22 protein-coding genes are annotated in these 21,776 nt (G+C 71.8%); 7 read left to right on the forward strand and 15 right to left on the reverse strand.

What is annotated here, in order from left to right; translation table 11 throughout:
* Positions 1-17: 17 nt before the first annotated feature.
* Entirely contained in the window at positions 18-818 is an 801-nt protein-coding gene (locus ACEN9J_RS19390; protein WP_413761806.1) for a class II aldolase/adducin family protein, read from the forward strand.
* 16 nt (positions 819-834) lie between these two features.
* Positions 835-1,812, forward strand: a complete 978-nt coding sequence (locus ACEN9J_RS19395; protein WP_261211961.1) for a 2-dehydropantoate 2-reductase — start codon at positions 835-837, stop codon at positions 1,810-1,812.
* 28 nt (positions 1,813-1,840) lie between these two features.
* Here ACEN9J_RS19395 and ACEN9J_RS19400 read toward each other — a convergent pair whose 3' ends face one another.
* Together ACEN9J_RS19400 and ACEN9J_RS19405 are read right to left on the reverse strand one after the other, a co-directional pair.
* Entirely contained in the window at positions 1,841-2,362 is a 522-nt protein-coding gene (locus ACEN9J_RS19400; protein ID WP_172705405.1) for a DUF4329 domain-containing protein, read from the reverse strand.
* Between the two features lie 75 nt (positions 2,363-2,437).
* Entirely contained in the window at positions 2,438-3,382 is a 945-nt protein-coding gene (locus ACEN9J_RS19405) for a DMT family transporter (RefSeq protein ID WP_413761807.1), read from the reverse strand.
* A 112-nt stretch (positions 3,383-3,494) separates the two neighbouring features.
* On the opposite strand from ACEN9J_RS19405, the gene ACEN9J_RS19410 reads away from it, so the two are divergent.
* Positions 3,495-4,415 (forward strand): LysR family transcriptional regulator, encoded by a 921-nt coding sequence (locus ACEN9J_RS19410; RefSeq protein WP_413761808.1) that lies wholly within the window; start codon positions 3,495-3,497, stop codon positions 4,413-4,415.
* A gap of 37 nt (positions 4,416-4,452) precedes the next feature.
* Here the strand turns inward: ACEN9J_RS19410 and ACEN9J_RS19415 are convergent, their stop codons facing one another.
* The 6 genes from ACEN9J_RS19415 to alr form a co-directional block, all read right to left on the reverse strand.
* Positions 4,453-5,448, reverse strand: a complete 996-nt coding sequence (locus ACEN9J_RS19415) for a tripartite tricarboxylate transporter substrate binding protein (protein ID WP_413761809.1) — start codon at positions 5,446-5,448, stop codon at positions 4,453-4,455.
* A 35-nt stretch (positions 5,449-5,483) separates the two neighbouring features.
* Positions 5,484-6,692: an acyl-CoA dehydrogenase family protein gene (locus tag ACEN9J_RS19420; RefSeq protein WP_413761810.1), complete on the reverse strand. Its 1,209-nt coding sequence runs from the start codon at positions 6,690-6,692 to the stop codon at positions 5,484-5,486.
* Between the two features lie 14 nt (positions 6,693-6,706).
* Complete coding sequence (locus ACEN9J_RS19425; RefSeq protein ID WP_057592736.1) at positions 6,707-8,317, reverse strand: AMP-binding protein; 1,611 nt, start codon at positions 8,315-8,317, stop codon at positions 6,707-6,709.
* A gap of 105 nt (positions 8,318-8,422) precedes the next feature.
* A complete protein-coding gene (locus tag ACEN9J_RS19430; protein ID WP_413761811.1) occupies positions 8,423-9,415 on the reverse strand; it encodes a LysR family transcriptional regulator in 993 nt (330 codons plus the stop codon).
* Positions 9,416-9,431: 16 nt separating this feature from the next.
* Complete coding sequence (locus ACEN9J_RS19435) at positions 9,432-10,169, reverse strand: hypothetical protein (protein ID WP_413761812.1); 738 nt, start codon at positions 10,167-10,169, stop codon at positions 9,432-9,434.
* A complete protein-coding gene (gene alr, locus ACEN9J_RS19440; protein WP_413761813.1) occupies positions 10,166-11,275 on the reverse strand; it encodes an alanine racemase in 1,110 nt (369 codons plus the stop codon). Before alr ends, ACEN9J_RS19435 begins: the two co-directional genes overlap by 4 nt.
* A 177-nt stretch (positions 11,276-11,452) precedes the next feature.
* Between alr and lplT the strand changes: the two genes are divergently transcribed.
* Genes lplT through ACEN9J_RS19455 form a run of 3 tightly spaced genes read left to right on the forward strand, consistent with a single transcriptional unit; the run spans position 11,453 to position 14,183 of the window.
* Positions 11,453-12,757, forward strand: a complete 1,305-nt coding sequence (gene lplT, locus ACEN9J_RS19445; protein WP_296726374.1) for a lysophospholipid transporter LplT — start codon at positions 11,453-11,455, stop codon at positions 12,755-12,757.
* A 33-nt stretch (positions 12,758-12,790) separates the two neighbouring features.
* Positions 12,791-13,681 carry a DMT family transporter gene (locus ACEN9J_RS19450; RefSeq protein WP_057598131.1) on the forward strand — a complete coding sequence of 297 codons (891 nt, stop codon included), beginning with the start codon at positions 12,791-12,793 and terminating at the stop codon, positions 13,679-13,681.
* Positions 13,682-13,691: 10 nt separating this feature from the next.
* Complete coding sequence (locus ACEN9J_RS19455; RefSeq protein WP_057597349.1) at positions 13,692-14,183, forward strand: glutathione peroxidase; 492 nt, start codon at positions 13,692-13,694, stop codon at positions 14,181-14,183.
* Between the two features lie 3 nt (positions 14,184-14,186).
* Here the strand turns inward: ACEN9J_RS19455 and ACEN9J_RS19460 are convergent, their stop codons facing one another.
* Positions 14,187-14,606 carry a carboxypeptidase regulatory-like domain-containing protein gene (locus ACEN9J_RS19460; RefSeq protein WP_413761814.1) on the reverse strand — a complete coding sequence of 140 codons (420 nt, stop codon included), beginning with the start codon at positions 14,604-14,606 and terminating at the stop codon, positions 14,187-14,189.
* A gap of 184 nt (positions 14,607-14,790) precedes the next feature.
* On the opposite strand from ACEN9J_RS19460, the gene ACEN9J_RS19465 reads away from it, so the two are divergent.
* Positions 14,791-15,018 carry a hypothetical protein gene (locus tag ACEN9J_RS19465; protein WP_261211978.1) on the forward strand — a complete coding sequence of 76 codons (228 nt, stop codon included), beginning with the start codon at positions 14,791-14,793 and terminating at the stop codon, positions 15,016-15,018.
* Between the two features lie 4 nt (positions 15,019-15,022).
* Here ACEN9J_RS19465 and glcF read toward each other — a convergent pair whose 3' ends face one another.
* The 6 genes from glcF to ACEN9J_RS19495 all read right to left on the reverse strand — a co-directional run bounded on the left by glcF (position 15,023) and on the right by ACEN9J_RS19495 (position 21,730).
* Positions 15,023-16,258: a glycolate oxidase subunit GlcF gene (glcF, locus tag ACEN9J_RS19470; protein ID WP_413761815.1), complete on the reverse strand. Its 1,236-nt coding sequence runs from the start codon at positions 16,256-16,258 to the stop codon at positions 15,023-15,025.
* A 43-nt stretch (positions 16,259-16,301) separates the two neighbouring features.
* Positions 16,302-17,114 (reverse strand): YoaK family protein, encoded by an 813-nt coding sequence (locus ACEN9J_RS19475; protein WP_057597346.1) that lies wholly within the window; start codon positions 17,112-17,114, stop codon positions 16,302-16,304.
* Positions 17,115-17,122: 8 nt separating this feature from the next.
* Positions 17,123-18,250, reverse strand: a complete 1,128-nt coding sequence (gene glcE / locus ACEN9J_RS19480) for a glycolate oxidase subunit GlcE (RefSeq protein WP_413761816.1) — start codon at positions 18,248-18,250, stop codon at positions 17,123-17,125.
* Positions 18,250-19,752, reverse strand: coding sequence for an FAD-linked oxidase C-terminal domain-containing protein (locus ACEN9J_RS19485; RefSeq protein WP_261211981.1), 1,503 nt, complete (start codon positions 19,750-19,752; stop codon positions 18,250-18,252). The genes glcE and ACEN9J_RS19485 overlap by 1 nt, the downstream gene beginning before the upstream one ends.
* Before the next feature lie 144 nt (positions 19,753-19,896).
* Positions 19,897-20,790 carry a LysR substrate-binding domain-containing protein gene (locus ACEN9J_RS19490; protein WP_413761817.1) on the reverse strand — a complete coding sequence of 298 codons (894 nt, stop codon included), beginning with the start codon at positions 20,788-20,790 and terminating at the stop codon, positions 19,897-19,899.
* A 10-nt stretch (positions 20,791-20,800) separates the two neighbouring features.
* Entirely contained in the window at positions 20,801-21,730 is a 930-nt protein-coding gene (locus ACEN9J_RS19495; protein ID WP_413761818.1) for an SMP-30/gluconolactonase/LRE family protein, read from the reverse strand.
* Positions 21,731-21,776 lie beyond the last annotated feature (46 nt).

Genomic DNA, 21,776 nt, shown 5'->3' on the forward strand with positions numbered 1-21,776 from the left:
CCCATGAAGGAACTGCAATGACCCCTCTCGCCACCACCACGCCGTCGTCCGCGTCGGCCATGGTCCATCCCTCGATCCATCCCGACGAGCGCGCCGCGCGCGAGGAGCTCGCGGCCTGCTACCGCATCTTCGCGATGCTGGGCTGGACCGAGATGATCTACAACCACATCACGGTGCGGCTGCCCGACAGCGTGACCGGTGGCGAGAAGCAGTTCCTGATCAATCCCTTCGGCCTGCACTACAGCGAGGTGACGGCGAGCAACCTGGTGAAGATCGACCTGCAGGGCCGCGTGCTCGACGGCTCGACCTTTCCGGTCAACCCGGCCGGCTTCACGGTGCATGCCGCGATCCACGACGGCCTCGAGGGCGCGCACTGCGTGATGCACACGCACACCACCGCGGGCGTGGCCGTGGCCTGCCTGCAGGGCGGCCTGCAGCAGACCAACTTCTATACCGCGCAGCTGCACGGCATGGTGGCCTACCACGAGTTCGAGGGCATCACCATTCACGCCGACGAGGGCCCGCGCCTGCTCAAGAGCATCGGCGACCGCAACGCCGTGATCCTGCGCAACCACGGCCTGCTGGCCTGGGGCCAGACGCTGCCGCAGACCTTCGCGATCCTCTGGACCCTGCAGCGCGCCTGCGAGATCCAGATGGCGACCTTCTCGATGGGCGCCGCGATCCCCGTGAGCGAGGAGATCGCGAGCCGCTGCACGCGCGACGCGCTGCAGTTCAGCCCCGCGCACGGCGCCGGCCAGGACGTGTTCAATGCCCTGGTGCGCCAGGTCGACCGCATCGATCCTTCCTACCGCGCCTGACCGCTACGATCCGACCATGAAGATCTGCATTTACGGCGCCGGCGCGATCGGCGGATGGATCGGCGTCGGCCTCGCGCAAGCGGGCCAGCGCCTCAACGTGGTGGCGCGCGGCGCCACGCTCGAAGCGCTGCGGCGCGACGGCCTCTCGCTGATGCGCGGCGACGTGCGCACGCGCGTGCCGGTCAACGCGGTGGCCGACCCCGAGGAACTCGGCGTGCAGGACCTGGTGGTGATCGCCGTCAAGGCACCGGCGCTGGCCGGCGTGGCCGAGCGCATCGCGCCGCTGATCGGCGCCGACACCATGGTGCTGACCGCGATGAACGGCGTGCCCTGGTGGTTCCTCGAGGGCGGCTTCGGCGGCCCCATCGCGGGCCACCGCCTGGGCGCGGTCGATCCCGACGGCGCGATCGCGCGCGCCATTCCCGCGGCCAACGTGATCGGCGGCGTGGTGCACTGCAGCTGCTCGCTCGACGCGCCCGGCGTGGTGCGGCACCACTTCGGCAACGGCCTGATCGTGGGCGAGCCCTCGGGCGAGGCCACGCCGCGTGTGAAGAAGCTGGTCGAGCTGCTGCAGGCCACGGGCATCGAGACCACGCTGTCGCCGCAGATCCAGCGCGACGTCTGGTTCAAGCTCTGGGGCAACATGACGGTGAACCCGATCAGCGCGCTGACCGGTGCCACCACCGACCTGATCATGGGCGACGACTACGTGCGCGGCTTCATCTCGGCCGTGATGCTCGAGGCCAAGGAGATCGGTCGGCGCATCGGCATCGAGATCGCGCAGAGCCCGGAAGACCGCCATGCGGTCACGCGCAAGCTCGGCGCCTTCAAGACCTCGATGCTGCAGGACGTGGAGGCCGGCCGCTCGGTCGAGCTCGACGCGCTCGTGACCGTGGTGCGCGAGCTCGGCGAGCTGACCGCCGTCGCGACGCCGTTCACCGATGCGCTGCTGGGCCTGGCGCGCCTGAAGACGCGGCAGCTGGGCCTGTACTGAACGCACGCCGCCGGCCGGACCGCACGGCTCAGGCCATCGACAGCGAGCGGCCGCCGGCCGTGGTGCGACGCTTCTTCGGCGGGGCCGGCATCGGCAGGTCTCGTGCGTTGCGCAGGCGCGGCCCCGCCACCATGATCTTGCGCAACCGGTGGTCGTAGCGCAGGAACAGTCCCGAGACGCTGCCCACGTAGGCGTCGATGCCGAAGTCGTCGGCCACGCCGCGGTCCTCGGGCGAGAAGCGGTCGGGCTTCATGTTCATGCCCGCGCCCTTGTAGGCCGGGTGCGTGTGATAGTAGGCGACCGCGGTCGTGCCCTCGGGGCAGCCCTTGTTGCCCAGGCGATGGCCCACGTCGACCGTGTTGGTGTCGCCCTCGCGCGGCGGCATCGCGAAGAACTGGTTGCCCTGCTGGCAGATCATGCCGCCGAACTCCTTGCGGCGTTCGATCGACTCGATGAGCACCGACTCGAGCGCGGCGCGCGCGGCCTCGGTCACGGTGCCGAAGAGTTCGTACTGGGGCGGAAAAGCGGGTGCGGGAAGTGGTTCGGCCATGGCGCGAGTGTGGCTCCCGCGCGAGCGCACGGCCATCCGACGGACTGCGTATGACGATCGGCGGACCCGGCTGGCTCAGCGCGCCGCGCGCGGCGGCAGCGTGACCCACCACGCGGCCGCGACGATCATCGCGCCGCCGATCCAGCCGCCCGGGCCGACCCGTTCGCCGAAGCCCCAGACCGCGATCAGCGCGCCGAACACCGGCTCGCTGCCCATCAGCAGCGACACCCGGCTCGGGCTGGTGCGCGAGGCCGCATGGTTCTGCGCGAAGAAGGCGAACACGGTGCACAGCAGCACGAGGTAGGCCATGCCCCACCAGAACGAGGCCGTGGCCGGCGGCAGATGCCAGGCGCCGCCCGACACCGCGAGCGCCAGCGCGGCCGCGCCCAGGGCCATGGTGCCCGCCTGCACCGCGGTCAGCGTGAGCGCCGGCAGCGCATGGCGGCCCGCGAGGCGGCGCGTCAGGCAGACCATGAGGGCGCGCAGCACGGCGGCCGCGACCATCAGCGCGTCGCCCCAGCCCAGGCCGGCCGAACTGGCCGAGGCATGCGCGCTCAGCGACAGCAGCGCGGCGCCCGCGAGCGAGATCGCCGCGGCCGCGAACACGCGCGGCGCGGGCCGCTCGCCGAGCAGCCACCACTCGGCCAGCGGCGTGAAGGCCACGCACAGGCTGATCAGGAAGGCGGCGTTGCTCGCGCTGGTGAGCGAGACGCCGAAGGTCTCGCAGACGAAGATCGCGAGCAGGTTCGCGCCCAGCAGCCCGCCCACCGCGAGCCCCTGCCGCCACTGCGGCCCGACGAGCGGGCGCAGCGCCGGCAGCAGCACGAGGAAGGTCAGGCCGAAGCGCAGCGCGATGAATTCGAGCACCGGCAGTTGCAGCGTGGCCTGCTTGGCGACCGCATAGCTGCCGCCCCAGACCGCCGCCACCAGCAGCAGCATGAGTTCGGCCATGCCGAAGCCGGGCCGGGCCGGCACGCCGCCGGGGGTGAGGGCGATGCCGCCCGCGCGCTTTGAATCCATACTCCGCCTGTTCGATGCCGGTGCCCGCGCGCCATGCGCAGGGCCCGAGGCGGAATTGTTCCGAGCATCGATCGCGGCGAGTAGCCATCCGCAGGAACAGGACTGTTGCACCGTGGGACCGAATTCATTCCTCAAGGTACTGCCCGAGATGGTGGCCTTCCTGCGCGTGGCCGAGCTCGGCAGCTTCTCGGCCGCGGCCGACCTGCTGGGCATCACGCCCTCGGCCGCGAGCCGGCAGGTGAAGCGGCTCGAGAAGGAGATCGGCGTGCAGCTCTTGCAGCGCACGACGCGCCAGCTGCGCCTGACCGAGGCCGGCGCCGAGGCCTTCGAGCGCTGCCGGGAACTGGCGGCCGCGGCGCAGGACACGATGGCGCTGGCGCAGCGCTTCTCGGCCGACCCGCGCGGGCTGGTGCGGCTGAGCGCGCCGCGTGCCTTCGCGCGCCGGGTGCTGCAGCCGCTGGTGCTGGACTTCCTCGCGCGCCATCCCGCGGTCGACGTGCAGCTGATCGTGGAAGACCGCGACATCGATCCGATCCGCGAGGGCGTCGACCTCGTGGTGCGGCTCACCACCGAGCCGCCCGAGGGGCTGGTGGCGCGCCGGCTGATGGCGGTGGCGCACATCCTGGTGGCCTCGCCGGCCTACCTCGAGGGCCATGCGGCCATCGCGCATCCGCGCGACCTCGCGGCCCACAGCTGCCTGTCGCTGGGCGAGCACGAGCGCGACAACCACTGGCGCTTCAGCCGCCCCGGCGAGGACGACGTGGAGGTGACGGTGCATGGCCGCTACATCGCCAACCACAGCGAGATGCGCATGGAGGCCGCGACGGCCGGCCTGGGCGTGGCCTGCGTGCCGGCCTTCTCGGCGCGGCAGGCCCTGGGCGAGGGCCGCGTGGCGCGCGTGCTCGGCGATTGGGAGTTCCGCGGCAACTACCACGGCCATGCGTGGATCCTCTATCCGCCGAGCCGCTTCACGGTGCCCAAGTGCCGGGTGCTGATCGACCACCTGGTGGCGCGGCTAGGGACCGAGGGCTGAATGCGGGAACCGGACGCAGAGGACGCGAAGTCCGCTTTCACTGCGGCTGCAAACCCGCTTGTTTCATCATCGTCTCGGTCAGCACCATCTCCTGCGTGAAGCCGCGCGTGTAGTCGACGGCGCCCTGCGGGCTGGCCTGGCCGCCCGAATCGGTCAGCGCCGCCTGCACCGAGGGCTGCGCGAGCGCCTTCTCGAAGGCCGCGCGGATGCGCTCGGCGATCGAATCGGGCGTGCCGGCCGGCACCGAGATGCCGCCCCAGGAGGTCAGCTCGACGCCCTTCACGCCGAGCTCGGCCAGCGTGGGCACCTCGGGCAGTGTCGGGTTGCGGCGCGCGCCCGCGATTGCGAGCGCCTTGAGCCGGCCGGCCTGGATCTGCGGATAGGCCACCGACAGGATCGGCGTGCCGAACACCACCTGCCGCCCGAGGATCGCGTTGACCAGCTCCGAGGCGCCCTTGTAGGGCACGTGCGTGGCCTGCGCGCCGAGCGCGCTCAGCAGCAGCTCCACGCCGAGGTGCGAGGGCGTGCCCACGCCGCCCGAGGCGTAGTCGAGCTTGCCGGGCTGGGCGCGCGCCTTCGCGGCCAGCTCGGCCAGGCTCGCGATGCCCGCGTCGGCGTTCACCACCAGCACGATGTCGGAGGTGGTGAGCCGCATGACGTGGCGGAAGTCCTTGAGCGCGTCGTAGCCGGGGCTGCGGTACATGCGCATGTTGGCCGCCATCGGCGCGGCCGAGTAGATCCAGGTGTAGCCGTCGGCCGGCGCGCGCGCCACCAGCCGCGCGCCGATGTTGCCGCCCGCGCCGCCCTTGTTCTCGATCACCACCGGTTGGCCCAGCATCGGCCCCACGGCCTCGGCGAGCACGCGCGCCGTGATGTCGGGGCCGGTGCCCGCGAGGTAGGGCACGACCCACTTGATCGGGCGCTCGGGCCAGGCTGCGGCGGCCGCGCGGGCGCGCGAGACGGCCGGCAGCGCGAAGGCGGCCAGCGCGGCGGAAGCGGTGCCGAGGAAGCGGCGGCGGTCCGTGAAGCACATGTCTTTGTCTCCTTGTCGTTCTTGGTGCGGGTCGTTCAGCCCGGAAGCTCGCCGAGCAGCTCGCGCGCGATGGTGTTGCGCTGGATCTCGCTGGTGCCGGTCAGCACGCGGTACATGCGCAGCATGCGGAACAGGAACTCCACGCGCCGCCCCTGCACGATGCCCTCGCCGCCGTGGATCTGCACCGCGCGGTCGGCGATGCGGAAGGCCGACTCGGAGCAGAACAGCTTGGCCATCGAGGCCTCGGCGCGCGCCTCCGAGCCGGCGTCGATCTGGCGCGCGGTCGCGAGCATCAGCGCGCGCGCGGCCGCCAGCTCGGTCGCCATGTCGGCGAGCATGTGCTGGATCGCCTGGAACTGGCCGATGGCGCGGCCGAACTGGCGCCGCCGGCCGGCGTACTCGCAGGCATCGCGCAGCGCCACCGTGGCCAGCCCCACCATCGCGGGGCAGTGCAGCAGCCGGTTGACCGTGATGCGCCCGAGCGCGAGCGCCAGGCCGCGGCCGGGTTCGCCCACGAGGTTCGCCACCGGGATGCGGCAGTCCTCGAGCACGATGTCGCCGGTGTGCGACTGGCCCGCCATGGTCTTGTAGCCAGCCTCCACGCGCACGCCGGGCTGCGCCAGGTCGACGAAGAAGGCGCTGACCTCGCGCTGCGCCGGGTCGCTCGCGGTGGAGGCCATCAGCACCGCGAAGTCGGCGAAGGGAGATCCCGAGATGAAGCGCTTGCGGCCGTTGAGCACGAAGTGCTCGCCCTCGCGCACGGCGCGCGTCTGCACCGCGCCCGCGTCGGAGCCGGCCTCGGCCTCGGTCAGCGCGAAGCAGATCGCCTTCTCGGCGCGCGCCACCGGCACGATGAAGCGCTCCATGTGGTGCGGCGTGGCCTTGCGCACCAGCGCGCCCACGCGCGGCGGGCCGCTGAGCTCGCCGAGCACGTGCGGTGCCAGCGGCGAGCCGCTCGCGTAGATCGCTTCCTTCACGAGCACATGGTCGAGCACACTGAGGCCGAGCCCGCCCATGGCTTCGGGCAGGGTCATGCCGTAGAAGCCCAGCGCCTGCGAGCGGCGCCAGACCTGCCGCAGCAGCTCGCGGCTCGCGCCGTGCTCGTGGTCGATGCCGTGCGCGCGCACCAGGTCGGCGAGCTCGCCATGCAGGAAGTCCTCGATGCGCGCGATCAGCTCGGCCGCGCGCGCGGAGCCTTCGAAGGGCCGCGCGTTCGCGCCGGACGACGAAAGGGATGCGTTCATGTCCTTTCCTTCCTTCAATTGACCATGCGGCTCTGGCCGGCCCAGTACGGCGCCTGGATCGCCTTGCGCGCGACCTTGCCGTTCGGGTTCTTCGGCAGCGTGCCCACGAACTCCACGCGGCGCGGCCGCTTGAAGCCGCCGAGCCGCTCGGCGCAGAAGGCATCGAGCGCGCCGCTGTCGAGCGCATGGCCGGGCTTGAGCACCACGTGCGCGGCCACGGCCTCGCCCCACTTGTCGTCGGGCACGGCGAACACGCAGGCATCGGCGACGGCCTCGTGCTGGTAGAGCACGGCCTCGACCTCCGAGGGATAGACGTTGAAGCCGCCGCTGATCACCATGTCCTTCTTGCGGTCGACGATGTAGACGAAGCCCTGGTCGTCGGCGCGCGCGAGGTCGCCCGTGTGGTAGCGGCCGTTCTGCAGCACCTCGGCCGTGAGCTCGGGCGCGCGCCAGTAGCCGGCGAACACGTCGGGGCCGCTGACCACGATCTCGCCGATCTCGCCGCGGGCCACCGGCTGGCCCGCGTCGTCGACGATCTCCACCAGCGACTCGAGGAAGGGCCGGCCGCACGAGGCCAGCCGCTCGGGCGCGGCGGCGCGCGCGAACAGGTGGTCCTCCACGCCGAGGCCGCACACGCCCGAGGTGGTCTCGCCCGCGCCGTAGCCCTGCGACAGCACCGGGCCGAACACGTCCATGGCGCGCAGGATGCGCGCGGGCGCCATCGGCGCGGCGCCATAGCCCAGGCGCTGCAGGTCGGGCAGCGGGCGGTAGCGGCCCTCGAGCTCGGCCAGCAGCATGTTGATCATGGTCGGCACCATGAAGGTGTGGGTCACGCGCTCGGCCTTCATGTCGGCGAGGAAGCGGCCTGGCTCGAAGCCCGCGAACAGCCGGATGGTGGCGCCGCTGCACAGCGCGGGCACGATCTGCATGCCCGAGGCATGGGTGACCGGGCCGACCAGGCCCAGCAGATGGCCTTCGCGCATGCCCTCGGAACGCACGAGGAACTTGCGCAGCTGCGCGAGCCGGTTGCCGAAGGTCTGCATCGCGGCCTTGAGCACGCCCGACGAGCCCGAGGTGTAGTGCAGCACCGCGAGCTCGTCGGCCTCGACGCTCGCGGCCTCGAAGGCGTCGCCGGCGCGGCCGAGCGCGCCCTCGTAGGAAGCGGCGTCGCCCTCGGGCAGGTCGACGAACAGCAGCATGGGGCGCGCGTCGCCCTTCAGGTGCGGCAGGAAGCTCTCGGCGCGCTCGGCCGTGGTGACGATCAGCGCGGCGCCGCTGTTGGCGACGATCTCGCCGACCTCGGCGGGCGAGAGCCGCGCATTGAACGGCGCCTTGACCAGAGCGGCCTTGTAGCAGGCCAGCTCGACCTCGACGATCTCGATGCAGTTCGGCAGGTAGATGCCGACGCGGTCGCCGCGCGCGAGGCCGAGCCCCAGCAGCGCGTTGGCGAGCCGGTTCGAGCGGCGGTCGAGCGCCTCGTAGCTGAGGCTGCGCGATTCGGTGCGCAGCGCGATCCGCGGGCCGTGCAGGCGCGCGCAGCGCGAAACGAGTTCGCCGACGTTGGCGACCCGGGGGGTGGTCTGTGGCAAGGGGTGTCTCCTGGATGCAGGCATGCGTTCGTGCATGCGATGCGCCACTGTCCGCCAAAGCGGCCTCGCGCAGGAAATACCGTTTGCTGATGCCGAGCCATCAATCGCATTGATGGCCTGGCTTGCGAGAAGCGCGCCGCGCTATGCCTCGGGCTCGACCTCGGCCAGCAGCTCGGCCTCCCAGCGGCCCTCGGCGATCAGCCGCGCGGCCTGCCGCACGAGCGAACGCGCCACCACCCGCGCGGCGGGATCGGGTGCGCGGTCGGCCGGCGTGGCGATGAAGTAGCTGCGCTGCAGCGCGGGCCGCACCACGCGTGCCGCGATCCAGCCTTTGCCCGCGGGCGGGTTGTCCGACAGCGCGCAGGCCGGCGTGAAGGTGAAGCCGGCGCCGCAGACGTAGAGCGAGCGGATCACGCGCGCCGAGTCGTGCTCGTGCGCGAGGTTGAGCGCCACGCCGAGCGTGGCCGCGGCCTCCTCCACGCGCTGGCGGATCGCGAAGCGCCTCGACTGCAGCACCAGCGGCAGGCGGGCCGCGTCGGCGAAGTCGATCTCGGGCCGCGGCGCGGGCCGGGCCTTGCCGCGCCGGCCGGCGCGCAGGCGCGGCGCCACGCTGCCGTCGCGGTCGAAGCCGCAGGCAAAGATGGCTTCGCGCGCGAGCGGACTGCAGGCCAGACTCTCGACCTGCGGCGTGTCGACCAGCAAGCCGACGTCGGCACGGCGGTCGAGCATGGCCTTCCTGACCATCAGGCTCAAGTCGTCGAGCACGAACACCCGGATGCGCGGATGCGAGGCCTTGAGCTCGGCCAGCACCGGCCCGAGCAGCAGCGAGGCCAGCAGGAAGGGCACGGCCACCGTGACCGACCCCTCGGGACCCTGCGGCAGGCGCTGGATGCGCTCGCGCACCGCGTCGGCATCGGACAGCAGGCGCCGCGCGTCCTCGTAGAGCTGCAGGCCCGCGGGCGTGGGCGTGACGCCCGCGTGCGAGCGCTCGAACAGCTGCGCGCCGAGCTCGGCCTCGAGCTTCTTGATCTGCGCCGTGAGTGCCGGCTGCGCGATGTAGAGCGTGCCCGCGGCGCGCGAGAGGCTGCCGGCCTCGAGCACGGCGATGAAGTAGCGCAGGGTGCGCAGGTCCACGGCGCGGGCTCCGGCCTCAACGCCCGAGCAGCATGCGCACCGCCTCGGGCAGGCTGCGCGCCTCGGGCAGGAAGTGGTCGAGGGTGGCGCCGAGGATCACGGCGCAGGCGACCGCGCCCAGCAGCGGCTTCCAGGTCAGCCGCACCGCGGCCATGAGCCAGCCCTCGCGCGCCACGCGCACCGCAGCGCGCGCCGAGACGTACGAGAACGCCACCTCGATCGCCACGGCCAGCAGCGCGTCCCAGCTGAAATACAGCAGCACCAGCGAGCCGGCGCCGAGCACGACGGCGATGCAGATCAGGAAGATCGCGACCACCGGCACGACCACCACGGCGCCCTCGTCGGCACCGCCGGCGACGTCGAGCGCGCCGCTGGCGGCATCGGACAGCAGGCCGCCGTCCGCCCTGGCGCCCGAGCGCGCGAGCGCGCTGCCCGCGTCGAAGGCCAGCTCGTGAGCGTCGACCGCGTCGACCGCGTCACCCAGGTCGGCGCGCCCCTCCACCAGCCGCTGCGCCCACCAGCGCAGCACCAGCAGGTAGCCGAGGTAGCCCACGCCCAGGGTCATGAAGTAGCGCACCGCGAGCGACTGCACGCCCAGCAGGTGCATCTGCAGCGCCGAGGCACCCCACATCAGCAGCAGCGTGAAGGTGCCGATCAGGATGCCGTGCGTGCGCAGGCTGTGGTTGCGGTGCAGGTCGCGCTCGACCTGCGTCTCCCAGAGGCGCACCGAGCGCCAGTTGGAGAGGATCTTCATCGGTCGTGGTCGACGGCCTCGGGCGCGAAGGGCACGCGCTGGGCCACCGCGCACATCAGCTCGTAGCCCACGGTGCCCGCGGCCCGCGCCACCTCGTCGATGGGCAGCACCGCGCCGTTGCCGGCCGAGCGGCCCCACAGCGTGACCTCGCTGCCGAACTTCGCGTCGGGCACGGGCGTGAGGTCGACCGTGATCATGTCCATGCTGACGCGCCCGACCATGCGCGTGCGCACGCCGTTCACGAGCACCGGGGTGCCGGTGTCGCAGTGGCGCGGATAGCCGTCGGCATAGCCGACCGCGGCGATGCCGATCCGCAGCGGCGCATCGGCCGTGAAGCGCGAGCCGTAGCCGATGGTGTCGCCCGGTTGCAGGGTCTGCACGCCGATCAGCCTGGTCGACAGCGACATGGTGGGCTGCAGCTGCCAGTGGGCGGCATCGTTGGCCGGGAAGTCGGGGGCGCTGCCGTACAGCACGATGCCGGGGCGCACCCAGTCGGCGCGCGTGCTGTCGGCATGGCGCAGGGTGGCCGCGCTGTTGGCGATGGAGCGCTCGCCGGGCAGGTCGCGCGCGGCGCGCTCGAAGGCCTCGACCTGGTGCGCGATGCCGCGCTCGCCGTCGGCGTCGCTGAAGTGGGTCATGAGCGAGATCTCGTCGACCTGGGTCAGCGCGTTGAGGCGGGTCCAGGCAGCGGCGAAGCGCTCGGGCGTGAAGCCCAGGCGGTTCATGCCCGAGTTCATCTTGAGGAATACGCGGTGCGGCTGCAGGGTCTTGTGGGCCGCGAGCATGTCGATCTGCTCGTCGCAGTGCACCGTGTGCCACAGGTCGAGCCGCGAGCACAGCTCCAGGTCGCGCGCCTCGAACACGCCCTCGAGCAGCAGCACCGGCCCGCGCCAGCCCAGCGCGCGCACCCGCTGCGCCTCGGCCAGGTCGAGCAGCGCGAAGCCGTCGGCACCGCGCAGCCCCTCGTAGACGCGCTCGATGCCGTGGCCGTAGGCATTGGCCTTGACCACCGCCCAGACGCGGGAATCGAGCGCATTGCGGCGCACGCGCTCGAGGTTGTGGCGCAGGGCATCGGTGTGGACCGTGGCGAGAATGGGGCGGGGCATGGCGAAGGGTCTTTGAAAACGATTTGCAGACCACGTTTTAGCATCTTCGGGAATGGGGTCGAATACGCAGAAGCCGCCTGCAGGAGCTGTCGTACCCCCATGCTATAACCGCCCATTCGCCTTCCGGGCGACACTTTTTCACTACTGCCAGCGACCCCCTGGCCAGCCAGCCCATCGATGAAGCGCGGTTTCTACACGATCATGTCGGCCCAGTTCTTTTCGTCGCTGGCCGACCAAGCGCTCTTCGTCGTTGCGGTCGATCTCATGCGAAGCGCCGGCGCGCCCGAATGGCAGCGCGCCGCGCTGGTGCCGATCTTCGCAGTGTTCTACGTGGTGCTCGCGCCGCTGGTGGGCGCCTTCGCCGATGCGCTGCCCAAGGGCCGGGTGATGTTCATCAGCAACGCCATCAAGGTGTTCGGCTGCCTGATGATGCTGTTCGGCTCGCACCCGCTGCTGTCCTATTCGATCGTCGGCCTGGGCGCGGCCGCCTACTCGCCGGCCAAGTACGGCATCCTCACCGAGCTGCTGCCGGCCTCGCAGCTGGTCAAGGCCAACGGCTGGATCGAGGGCCTGACGATCGCCTCGATCCTGCTGGGCATCGTGCTCGGCGGCACGCTGGTGGGCCACGCGGTGTCGAGCAAGCTGCTGGCCTTCGACATGCCCTTCATCGACACCGGCATCGACACGCCGGCCGAGGCCGCGCTCACGGTGCTGATCGTGGTCTACATGATCGCGGCCTGGTTCAACACGCGCATTCCGCATACCGGCGTCGAGATGCGCCCGATGCGCACCAACCCCGAGCACAGCCTGGCGCGCAACCTGGTCGGCCTGCTGCCCGACTTCTGGCACTGCAACGCCCGCCTGTGGCGCGACCGCCTGGGCCAGATCTCGCTGGCCACCACCACCCTGTTCTGGGGCGCGGGCGGCAACCTCAAGTACATCGTGCTGGCCTGGGCCTCGCTGGCGCTGGGCTACAACACCACGCAGGCCTCGGCCCTCACGGGCGTGGTGACCATCGGCACCGCGGTGGGCGCCATCGTGGCCTCGATGCGCATGCGGCTGGACATGGCCACCCGCGTGATCCCCATGGGCATCGCGATGGGGCTGATGGTGATCTGCATGAACTTCATCGGCAACGTCTGGCTGGCGGTGCCCTTTCTCATCATCCTGGGCGGCCTCGGCGGCTTCCTGGTGGTGCCGATGAACGCGCTGCTGCAGCACCGCGGCCACAACCTGATGGGCGCCGGCCGCTCGATCGCGGTGCAGAACTTCAACGAGCAGGCCTGCATCCTGCTGCTCGGCGGCTTCTACAGCGTGTGCACCGGGCTGGGCCTGTCGGCCTACGGCGCGATCAGCGCCTTCGGCCTCGTGGTGGCGGGCTGCATGTGGATCATCAAGCGCTGGCACGAGAACAACCTCAAGAAGTACCCCGAGGAAGTCGAGCACCTCCTCGCGATCGCCCGCAGCGACAAGCATCACTGACCGGCCGGCTATGCTCGGCGGTTTGCCCGCCCGATGCCCGCCCTCGCCCTGATCTTCAATGCCTTCGTCTGGGGGCTGTCGTGGTTTCCGTTCCGCCACATCGAGGGCCATGGCCTGCATCCGGTGTGGACCACCTGCCTGATCTACCTCGCGATCGCCACCGTGGTGGGCCTGCTGCGCCGCGGCGCCTGGGCCGGCTTCGCGGGCCATCCGATGCTGGTGCTGCTCGGCCTCGCGGCTGGCTTCACCAACGTGGGCTTCAACTGGGCCGTGACGCAGGGCGACGTGGTGCGCGTGGTGCTGCTGTTCTACATGATGCCGCTGTGGAGCGTGCTGCTGGGCTGGGCGGTGCTGGGCGAGCGGCCCACGGGTGGATCGCTGGCGCGCGTGGCGCTGGCGCTGGCCGGCGTGGCGGTGGTGCTCAAGACGCCGGGCACCGACTGGCCGGTGCCCTCGAGCCTGCCCGACTGGCTCGGCGTGGCGGCGGGCTTCGGCTTCGCGGTCACCAACATCGTGCTGCGCCAGCTGCGCGCGGCGCCCGGCGAATCGCGCGCGCTCGCGATGTTCTGCGGCTGCGCGGTGGTGGCGGGCACGGCCGCGCTGACCGGCACCGCGCTCGGCGCCTTCGCGCCGCCGACCGCCGCCTCGCCGGGCTGGATCGGCTGGGCCGCGCTGCTGGGCTTCGGCTTCGTGATCGCGAACGTCTGCCTGCAGTACGGCGCCGCGCGGCTGGCGGCCAGCGCGACGGCGGTGATCATGCTGTCGGAGGTGCTGTTCGCGAGCGTGTCGTCGGTGGCGCTGGGCGCGGCCACGATGAACTCGCGCATCCTCGCGGGCGGCGCGCTGATCGTGGCGGCCGCGGTCTGGTCCTCGTTTGCGCGAACGCCCGCCGCGAGCGAAGATCGCGCTCCTTCGACCCCCTGAGGACATTCCCATGACCAGCGTCTACGACTTCGAGGCCAGGCAGATCGACGGCCAGCCGGTGAGCCTCTCGGCCTACAAGGGCAAGGTGCTGCTGATCGTCAACACCGCGAGCAAGTGCGGCTTCACGCCGCAGTTCGCGGGCCTCGAGGAACTGCACGAGAAGTACGCCGGCCAGGGCCTCGCGGTGCTGGGTTTCCCGTCGAACCAGTTCGGCGGCCAGGACCCGGGCACCAACGAGGAAATCGGCGCCTTCTGCATGAAGAACTACGGCGTGAGCTTCCAGATGATGGAGAAGATCGACGTCAACGGCAGCGGCGCCGCGCCGCTCTATCAGTGGCTGGTGAAGGAGAAGCCGGGCCTGCTGGGCAGCACCGCCATCAAGTGGAACTTCACCAAGTTCCTGGTCGGGCGCGACGGCCAGGTGCGCAAGCGCTATGCGCCGCTCGACACGCCGGCCTCGCTCGCGCGCGACATCGAGGCGGCGCTGGCCGCCTCCGCCTGACGCTCAGTACCTGAAGCTCGCGGTCGTCGAGCCGCTGCCGACCGTGACGGCCTGGCTCTTCGACTCGCCGCCCTGGGTGGTCGCGACCACCGTGTAGCGGCCGGCGGGAATGTCGACCAGGCACACCGGCCCCGAGGCGCGCAGCGAGAGCGCGACGGCGCCGTCCGCGCCCTTGATCTCGACCTGCACATCGGCCAGGTAGGCGCCGTCGGCGCGCGCGAACAGCAGCGCCAGCGGGTGTTCCTTCATCGCGGCGCGCATGGCCTTCGACTCGTCGGAGCCGATGCCGCCGCAGACGTAGCGCGTGGCGCCCTCGCCCTTCCAGGCGGGCATGGCGGACTGGGCCTGGGCGGCGGTGAAGGCACCGGCGCAGAGCGACAGGACGGCGGCCGCGAGCGCGGCGGGGGAGGAAAAGCGGGACATGGGACGTACTCCTTGGCGCGATGGATGCCGGGAATGATGCGCCGGCGCCACAGTCGGGCGAGTCGGACCAGGGCGCGGCGCCGTGTGCGGCGGTGGCGCGGCCGCCCGGCAGCGCGGGCGCACCGGTACCCGCTACAGTCGGCGGCTTCGCACTTCCAAGCCGCCATCCGGCGCATTTCACGCCATGCGCCACCGCGCCACTCCGCTCATCCTCCTGGCCCTGGCGGCCGTTCTCGCCGGCTGCGCGACCCGCACCGCGCCGCGCGTGACCATGCTCGGCGACGGCGTGCTGCGTTCGCCGAGCCCCGAGGAGGCCGAGGCCTACTGCCGCAACTTCGGCGCGCCGCTGCGCTTCGTGCCGCCGACCATCGAGCCCGCGCCCAAGGGCGAGGTCACCTACCGCTGCGATTGAGCCGTCACGCAGCCGGCTGCAGCGCCGCGTCGAGCAGCTCGACCCAGTGCCGCACCGGCAGCTCGCCGCTGCCGCTTTGCAGGTGCGTGATGCAGCCGATGTTGGCCGACGCGATCGCCACCGGCTGCAATTGCTTCAGGTGGCCCAGCTTGCGGTCGCGCAGCGGATAGGCGAGCTCGGGCTGCAGCACCGAGTAGGTGCCGGCCGAACCGCAGCACAGGTGCGATTCGTTCATCGCCACGCGCACGTCGAAGCCCAAGGCGCGCAGATGGGTCTCGATGCCGCCGCGCAGCTTCTGGCCGTGCTGCAGGGTGCAGGGCGGGTGGTAGGCGATGGTGCCGGGCGTCGCGCGCACGCGGGCTTTGAGCGCCGGCACCAGGTCGGGCAGCAGTTCGCCGAGGTCGCGCGTGAGCTCGCTGATGCGCGCGGCCTTCAACGCATAGGCCGGGTCGTTGCGCAGCACGTGGCCGTATTCGCGCACGGTGACGCCGCAGCCCGAGGCGTTCATCACGATGGCTTCCACCTCATCGCGCTCGACCAGCGGCCACCAGGCGTCGATGTTGGCGCGCATCTGCGCCTTGCCGCCCTCCTGGTCGTTGAGGTGGAACTTCACCGCGCCGCAGCAGCCGGCCTCGGGCGCGAGCACGGCCTGGATGCCGCCCGCGTCGAGCACGCGCGCGGTGGCGGTGTTGATGTTCGGCATCATCGACGGCTGCACGCAGCCCGCGAGCATCAGCACCTTGCGCGCGTGCGTGGTGGTGGGCCAGGCACCGGCCTCCTGCTTCGCGGGCACCTTGGCCTGGAGCGCGGCGGGCAGCAGGCCGCGCACCGACTGGCCCAGCTTCATCGCGGGGCCGAACAGCGGCGAGGGCAGGCCTTCCTTGAGCACCCAGCGCGTGGCCGACTCCATCGCGGGGCGCGGCACCTTCTCGTCGACGATGCGCCGGCCGATGTCGACCAGGTGGCCGTACTGCACGCCGCTCGGGCAGGTGCTCTCGCAGTTGCGGCAGGTCAGGCAGCGGTCGAGGTGCAGCTGCGTGCTGCGCGTGGGCGCCTGGCCCTCGAGCACCTGCTTGATCAGGTAGATGCGCCCGCGCGGGCCGTCGAGCTCGTCGCCGAGCAGCTGGTAGGTCGGGCAGGTGGCGGTGCAGAAGCCGCAGTGCACGCACTTGCGCAGGATGGCCTCGGCCTCGCGGCCGTCGTCGGTGCCGCGGAATTCGGGAGCGAGCTCGGTTTGCATCGTGGGGTCGGTTCTTGTCGTTGTCTCGTGAAACTCGCCGGCCTCAGGGGCCGGAGGACGCGTCGTTCTTGCGCCGCGGGCGGATCGCGCCCAGCAGCTGGCGCAGATGGGCCGAGCGCCGCACGTCCTCGATGAAGGGCGGCAGCGACAGCGCCAGCAGCAGCGCCGCGAGCGGCACCACGCAGACGAAGCCGACGTAGGTGAAGCCAGCCGCGCCGACGATGCCGCCCGTGACGAACATGCCGACCAGTCCCGCGAACAGCCGCAGCCGCGCGCCGTTGTGGCGCACCGGTCCCGCCAGGGTTTCGCCGGGCCTGGCGCGGCGGTTCCAGTACAGCAGCTTGCCGAGCTCGATGCCGAGGTCGGTGAGGTTGCCGGTCATGTGGGTGGTGCGGATGCGGCCGCCCGAGGTCTTGGAGCCCACCGCGTTCTGCAGGCCCATGATGAAGGACAGCAGCAGCACCGTGAGCGGCACCGCGAAGGGCGTGTGCCAGGTCAGCGTGATGGCGCCCATCAGGCCGAAGGGCAGCATCAGCGCCGACTCGAGCAGCAGCGGCAGCGCATAGACGCTGCGCAGGTGGTGCTGGCGCGCCCAGTTGACCAGCAGCGCCGAGACCGCCGCGCCCGCCACGAAGGCCAGGATCGCGCCCAGCGCATTGAGCAGCAGGGTCGCGTTGCCGAGCACCAGGCCGTCGGCCACCTGCGAGGTGAAGCCGGTCATGTGCGAGGTGTACATGTGCAGCACCAGGAAGCCGCCCGCATTGACGGCGCCGGCGTTGAACGCGAGCAGCAGGCCGAGCATGTGGTTGGTCGAGGGCGCGCGATGGCGGCCGGTGAGGAAGCGCAGGCGCCGCATGGGGTCGCTCAGTCGAAGGCGTGCAGGCGGCCGCGGTCGAACACGGCGTGCGGATCGAACTCGCGCATCAGCGCGCGGTGGATGCGCTCGACGGCGGGCTCGAGCCGGTCGAAGCGCGGCGCCGCGGCCTCGTGAGCTTCGCCGTGCGCGGGCAGGCGGAACAGCGTCGCATGCCCGCCCGCCGCGCGCGCGGCCTCGCGGATGCGCGCGGCCGCGGCCGGCGTGGGCGGCGCCTTGTACCAGCGCTGGCCGCCATGCCATTCGACCAGCGGCGCACCGAATGCCTCGAGCCCCAGCACCGGCGCGGTCTGCGGCACCGACAGGCGCCACAGCGCATCGGGCCCGGCCGCGGTGTCGAACCACGGCAGGCTCTGCTCGCGCAGCGACTGCCAGTCGGCCGCAGCGCGATCCTTGTCCTTGCGCTCGCCGCCGAGGTGAGTGCAGGCAGCCTCGACCGCCGCCACCGCGCCGCGCAGCCGCAGGTAGAGCGCGCCGGCGCCCGCGTATTCGAACCAGCAGCTCGCGTTGAGCGGCAGCGGCCGGCCGCCCCATTCGTTGAGCAGCCGCAGCGCATCGGCCTGGTCGCACGCGAACTCCAGCGTGGCCTCGGCCGGCGGCACCGGCAGCACCTTGAGGCTGACCTCGGCGATCAGGCCCAGCGTGCCGAGCGAACCCGCGAGCACGCGCGAGACGTCGTAGCCCGCCACGTTCTTCATCACCTGGCCACCGAAGCTCAACACCTCGCCGCGGCCGTTGACCAGCGTGGCGCCGAGCACGTAGTCGCGCACATTGCCCACGCTGGCGCGCGACGGGCCCGCGAGGCCCGCGGCGACCATGCCGCCGACGGTCGCACCCGCCGCGAAGTGCGGCGGCTCGAAGGCCAGGCACTGCCCTTTCTCGGCCAGCGCCGCCTCGAGCTCGGCCAGCGGCGTGCCCGCGCGCACGGTCACGACCAGCTCGCTGGGCTCGTAGCTCGAAATGCCCGCGAGCGCGCGCGTGTCGAGCAGCTCGCCGCGCGGCGCCTCGCCGTAGAAGTCCTTGCTGCCGCCGCCGCGGATGCACAGCGCGTTGCCGTCGGCGGCCGCGGCGCGGATGCGCTCGACGGCCTGGCCCAGTGCGTGATCGATGCCGCTCATCAGAACCTCGGCAGCTCGGGATGCGGCAGGCGGCCGCCGCGCACCACCTGCTTGCCGTACTCGGCGCAGCGCTGCAGCGTGGGGATCACCTTGCCGGGGTTCAGCATGCCTTCGGGATCGAAGGCGCGCTTGACGCCGAACATCTGCTCGTTCTCGGCGGCCGTGAACTGCACGCACATGCTGTTGAGCTTCTCCACGCCCACGCCATGCTCGCCCGAGACGGTGCCGCCCATCGCGACGCTGGTCTCGAGGATGTCGGCGCCGAACAGCTCGCAGCGGTGCAGCTCGTCGGGGTCGTTGGCATCGAACAGCACCAGCGGATGCAGGTTGCCGTCGCCCGCGTGGAACACGTTGCAGCAGCGCAGGCCGTACTTCTGCTCCATCGCCTGGATCGCGAGCAGGATGTCGGCCAGCCGCTTGCGCGGGATGGTGGAGTCGAGGCACATGTAGTCGGGGCTGATGCGGCCCGAGGCCGGGAAGGCGTTCTTGCGCCCGCTCCAGAAGCGCATGCGCTCGTCCTCGCTGTTGCTGACCGCGATGGCGGTGGCGCCGCAGCCGCGCAGCACGGCCGTCATGCGGCCGATCTCCTCCTCGACCTCCTCGGGCGTGCCGTCGGATTCGCACAGCAGGATGGCGGCCGCGTCGAGGTCGTAGCCGGCATGCACGAAGTCCTCGACGGCGGCGGTCATGGGCTTGTCCATCATCTCGAGCCCCGCGGGGATGATGCCCGCCGCGATCACCGCGGCCACCGCGTCGCCGGCTTTGCGCACGTCGTCGAAGCTGGCCATGATGCAGCGCGCCAGCTGCGGCTTGGGCACCAGCTTCACCGTGACCTCGGTGGTGACGGCGAGCATGCCCTCGCTGCCGATCACCAGCGCCAGCAGGTCGAGGCCGGCGGCATCGAGCGCCTCGCCGCCGAACGTCACCGGCTCGCCCTCGGCCGTGAAGCCGCGCACCTGGAGCACGTTGTGCAGCGTGAGGCCGTACTTGAGGCAGTGCACGCCGCCCGAGTTCTCGGCGACATTGCCGCCGATCGAGCAGGCGATCTGGCTCGAGGGATCGGGCGCGTAGTAGAGGTTGTAGGGCGCGGCGGCCTCGCTGATGGCGAGGTTGCGCACGCCGCACTGCACGAGCGCGGTGCGCGCGACCGGGTCGATCTTCAGGATGCGGTTGAACTTGGCGAGCGACAGGGTCACGCCCATCTCGTGCGGCATGGCGCCGCCCGACAGCCCCGTGCCCGAGCCGCGCGCCACCACCGGCACGCCCAGCCCGTGGCAGGTGCGCAGCACGGCCGCCACCTGCTCTTCGGTCTCGGGCAGCGCCACCACCAGCGGCCGCTGGCGGTAGGCCGTGAGGCCGTCGCACTCGTAGGGCGTGGTGTCCTCGGCATGCCAGATCAGCGCATGCGCCGGCAGGTGGGCCTGCAGCGCGCGCACGACCTGCGACTGGCGTTCTGTCTTCTGGAGCGACGCATGCTGCGTCGGGCTCGGGGGCGCGTTCATGGGCGAAGTCTCTTCTCGGTGTTCTTCTGCGGATGGCTGGCGGGGGCCGGCCCCCACTCTAAGGAAATGCGCGGCCTTCGGGTTGAAGGATTTTTGCGGCGGACTTGAGGAATCTTCGCCGCGCGGCGCGGGCCGGGACCGTGTTCAGCGCAGCGCCTGCACCAGCCAGTCGGCGAAGGCCGCGCACTCCCAGCGCTCGAGCGCGCCCGGCTGCCAGCACAGCGTGTGGCGGTGCGGCGAGCGCACGGCATGCTCCGACAGCGCCACCAGCCGGCCCGATTCGAACCAGGCCGCGCCCATCTTCTGGCGCACCAGCGCCACGCCGAAACCGCTGGCGGCCGCGTCGTAGACCAGGCCCAGGTCGTTGAACTGCGAGCCCAGCTGCGGCTCGGGCTGGTCGATGCCGCAGCTCGCGAACCAGGTGCCCCAGGGTTCGAGCGGGCTGCGGATCAGCCGCGCGGCCGCGATCTCGGCCGCGGTGCGGAAGCCGTGGAACGGGCCGAACTCGTTGAGGTAGCTCGGGCTGCAGGCCGGCACCACCAGTTCCTCGAGCAGCGGGCGGTGCTCGCAGTCGGCGTAGTTGCCGCCACCGTAGCGCACCTCGAGGTCGGCCGGCTCGGCGGTCACGTCGAGCAGCGGGATCGACACCTGCAGCACCAGGTCGATGTCGGGATAGATGTTGCGGAACAGCTCGAGCCGCGGCATGAGGAACTGGCGGCTGAAGGTCGGCGTGACCGCGAGCCGCAGCCGCGTGGCCGCGCGCAGGCCCGCCGCCGCGTTGCCGCCGCCGGCATGCGCCTGCAGCGCCGCCAGGCCGGTGCGCACGTTGGCGAGGTAGGCCGCGCCGTCGGCCGTGAGGCTGAAGTCGCCGCGGCCGAACAGCTTGAAGCCCACGTGCGACTCGAGCTGGCGGATGCGGTGGCTGACCGCGCTGGCGGTCACGCAGAGCTCGTCGGCCGCGCGGCCCGCATGGCGCAGCCGCGCCAGCGCCTCGAAGGTCACGAGGCACTGGATCGGCGGGATGTGCTGCAGGGCCATGCGGCGCGGGCTAGTCCTCGAAGAAATGGACCGGCAGGCCGGGCACGTCCGAGCGCATCGACAGCACCATGCCCGAGGCGGGCTTCTGCGCCAGTTCGGCCTCGGGCCGGCCCTTGCGCGCGGTGGTGACGAACAGCGTGCGCAGGTCGTCGCCGCCGAAGCAGGGCATGGTCGGGCACTGCACCGGCAGCGCGAAGGCGGCCACGACCTCGCCCGAGGGCGCGAGGCGCAGCAGCTGCGCGCCCTCGAACATCGCGACCCAGTAGTGGCCCTCGGCATCGACCGTGGCGCCGTCGGGCCGCCCGCCATAGGCCAGCGCCGAGCCGGGTGCCCAGCCTTCGGGCTTGGCGTCGAACCGCTTGAAGACGCGGCCGTGCGAGAGCGTGTTGTGCGCGGCGTCCCAGTCCCAGGCGCGCACCGCGTGGGCCGGCGTGTCGGCCCAGTAGAGCGTGCGCGCATCGGGCGAGAACGCGAGGCCGTTGGCCGTGGTCACGCCCTCGGCCATCTGCGAGAGCATCGGCGACTGGCCGTCGTCGCGGCGCGCATCGAGGCAGTAGAGCGCGGCATTGGCGCGGTCCTTGGCCTCGTTGATGCTGCCGGCCCAGAAGCGGCCGAGCGCGTCGCACTTGCCGTCGTTGAAGCGCATGGTGGCCGCGTCGTGCTCCACGCGCGCGATCGCGGCCAGCGCGCCGCCCCATTCGCGCGCGCGGTAGATGCCGTCGCGCAGCGCGATCACCAGGCCGCCGCTGCGCGCGGGCGCCATGCAGCCGGGTTCGGTCGGCAGGTCCCAGCGCTCGACCGCGCCGCCGGCGCCGATCTCGCCGCGCGTGCGCAGCACCGCGCGGCCGGGAATGTCGAGCCAGTACAGGGAACGTTCCTGCGGGTGCCAGAACGGCGATTCGCCGAGGGCGCTGAGGCTGTTGTCCAGGGGGGTCCACATGACGGGGATTGTGCCCCCGCGCCACGGCCCGCCGCTGTCGGACCGC

Source organism: Variovorax sp. Varisp41, assembly GCF_047325085.1.
Taxonomy (GTDB): domain Bacteria; phylum Pseudomonadota; class Gammaproteobacteria; order Burkholderiales; family Burkholderiaceae_C; genus Variovorax.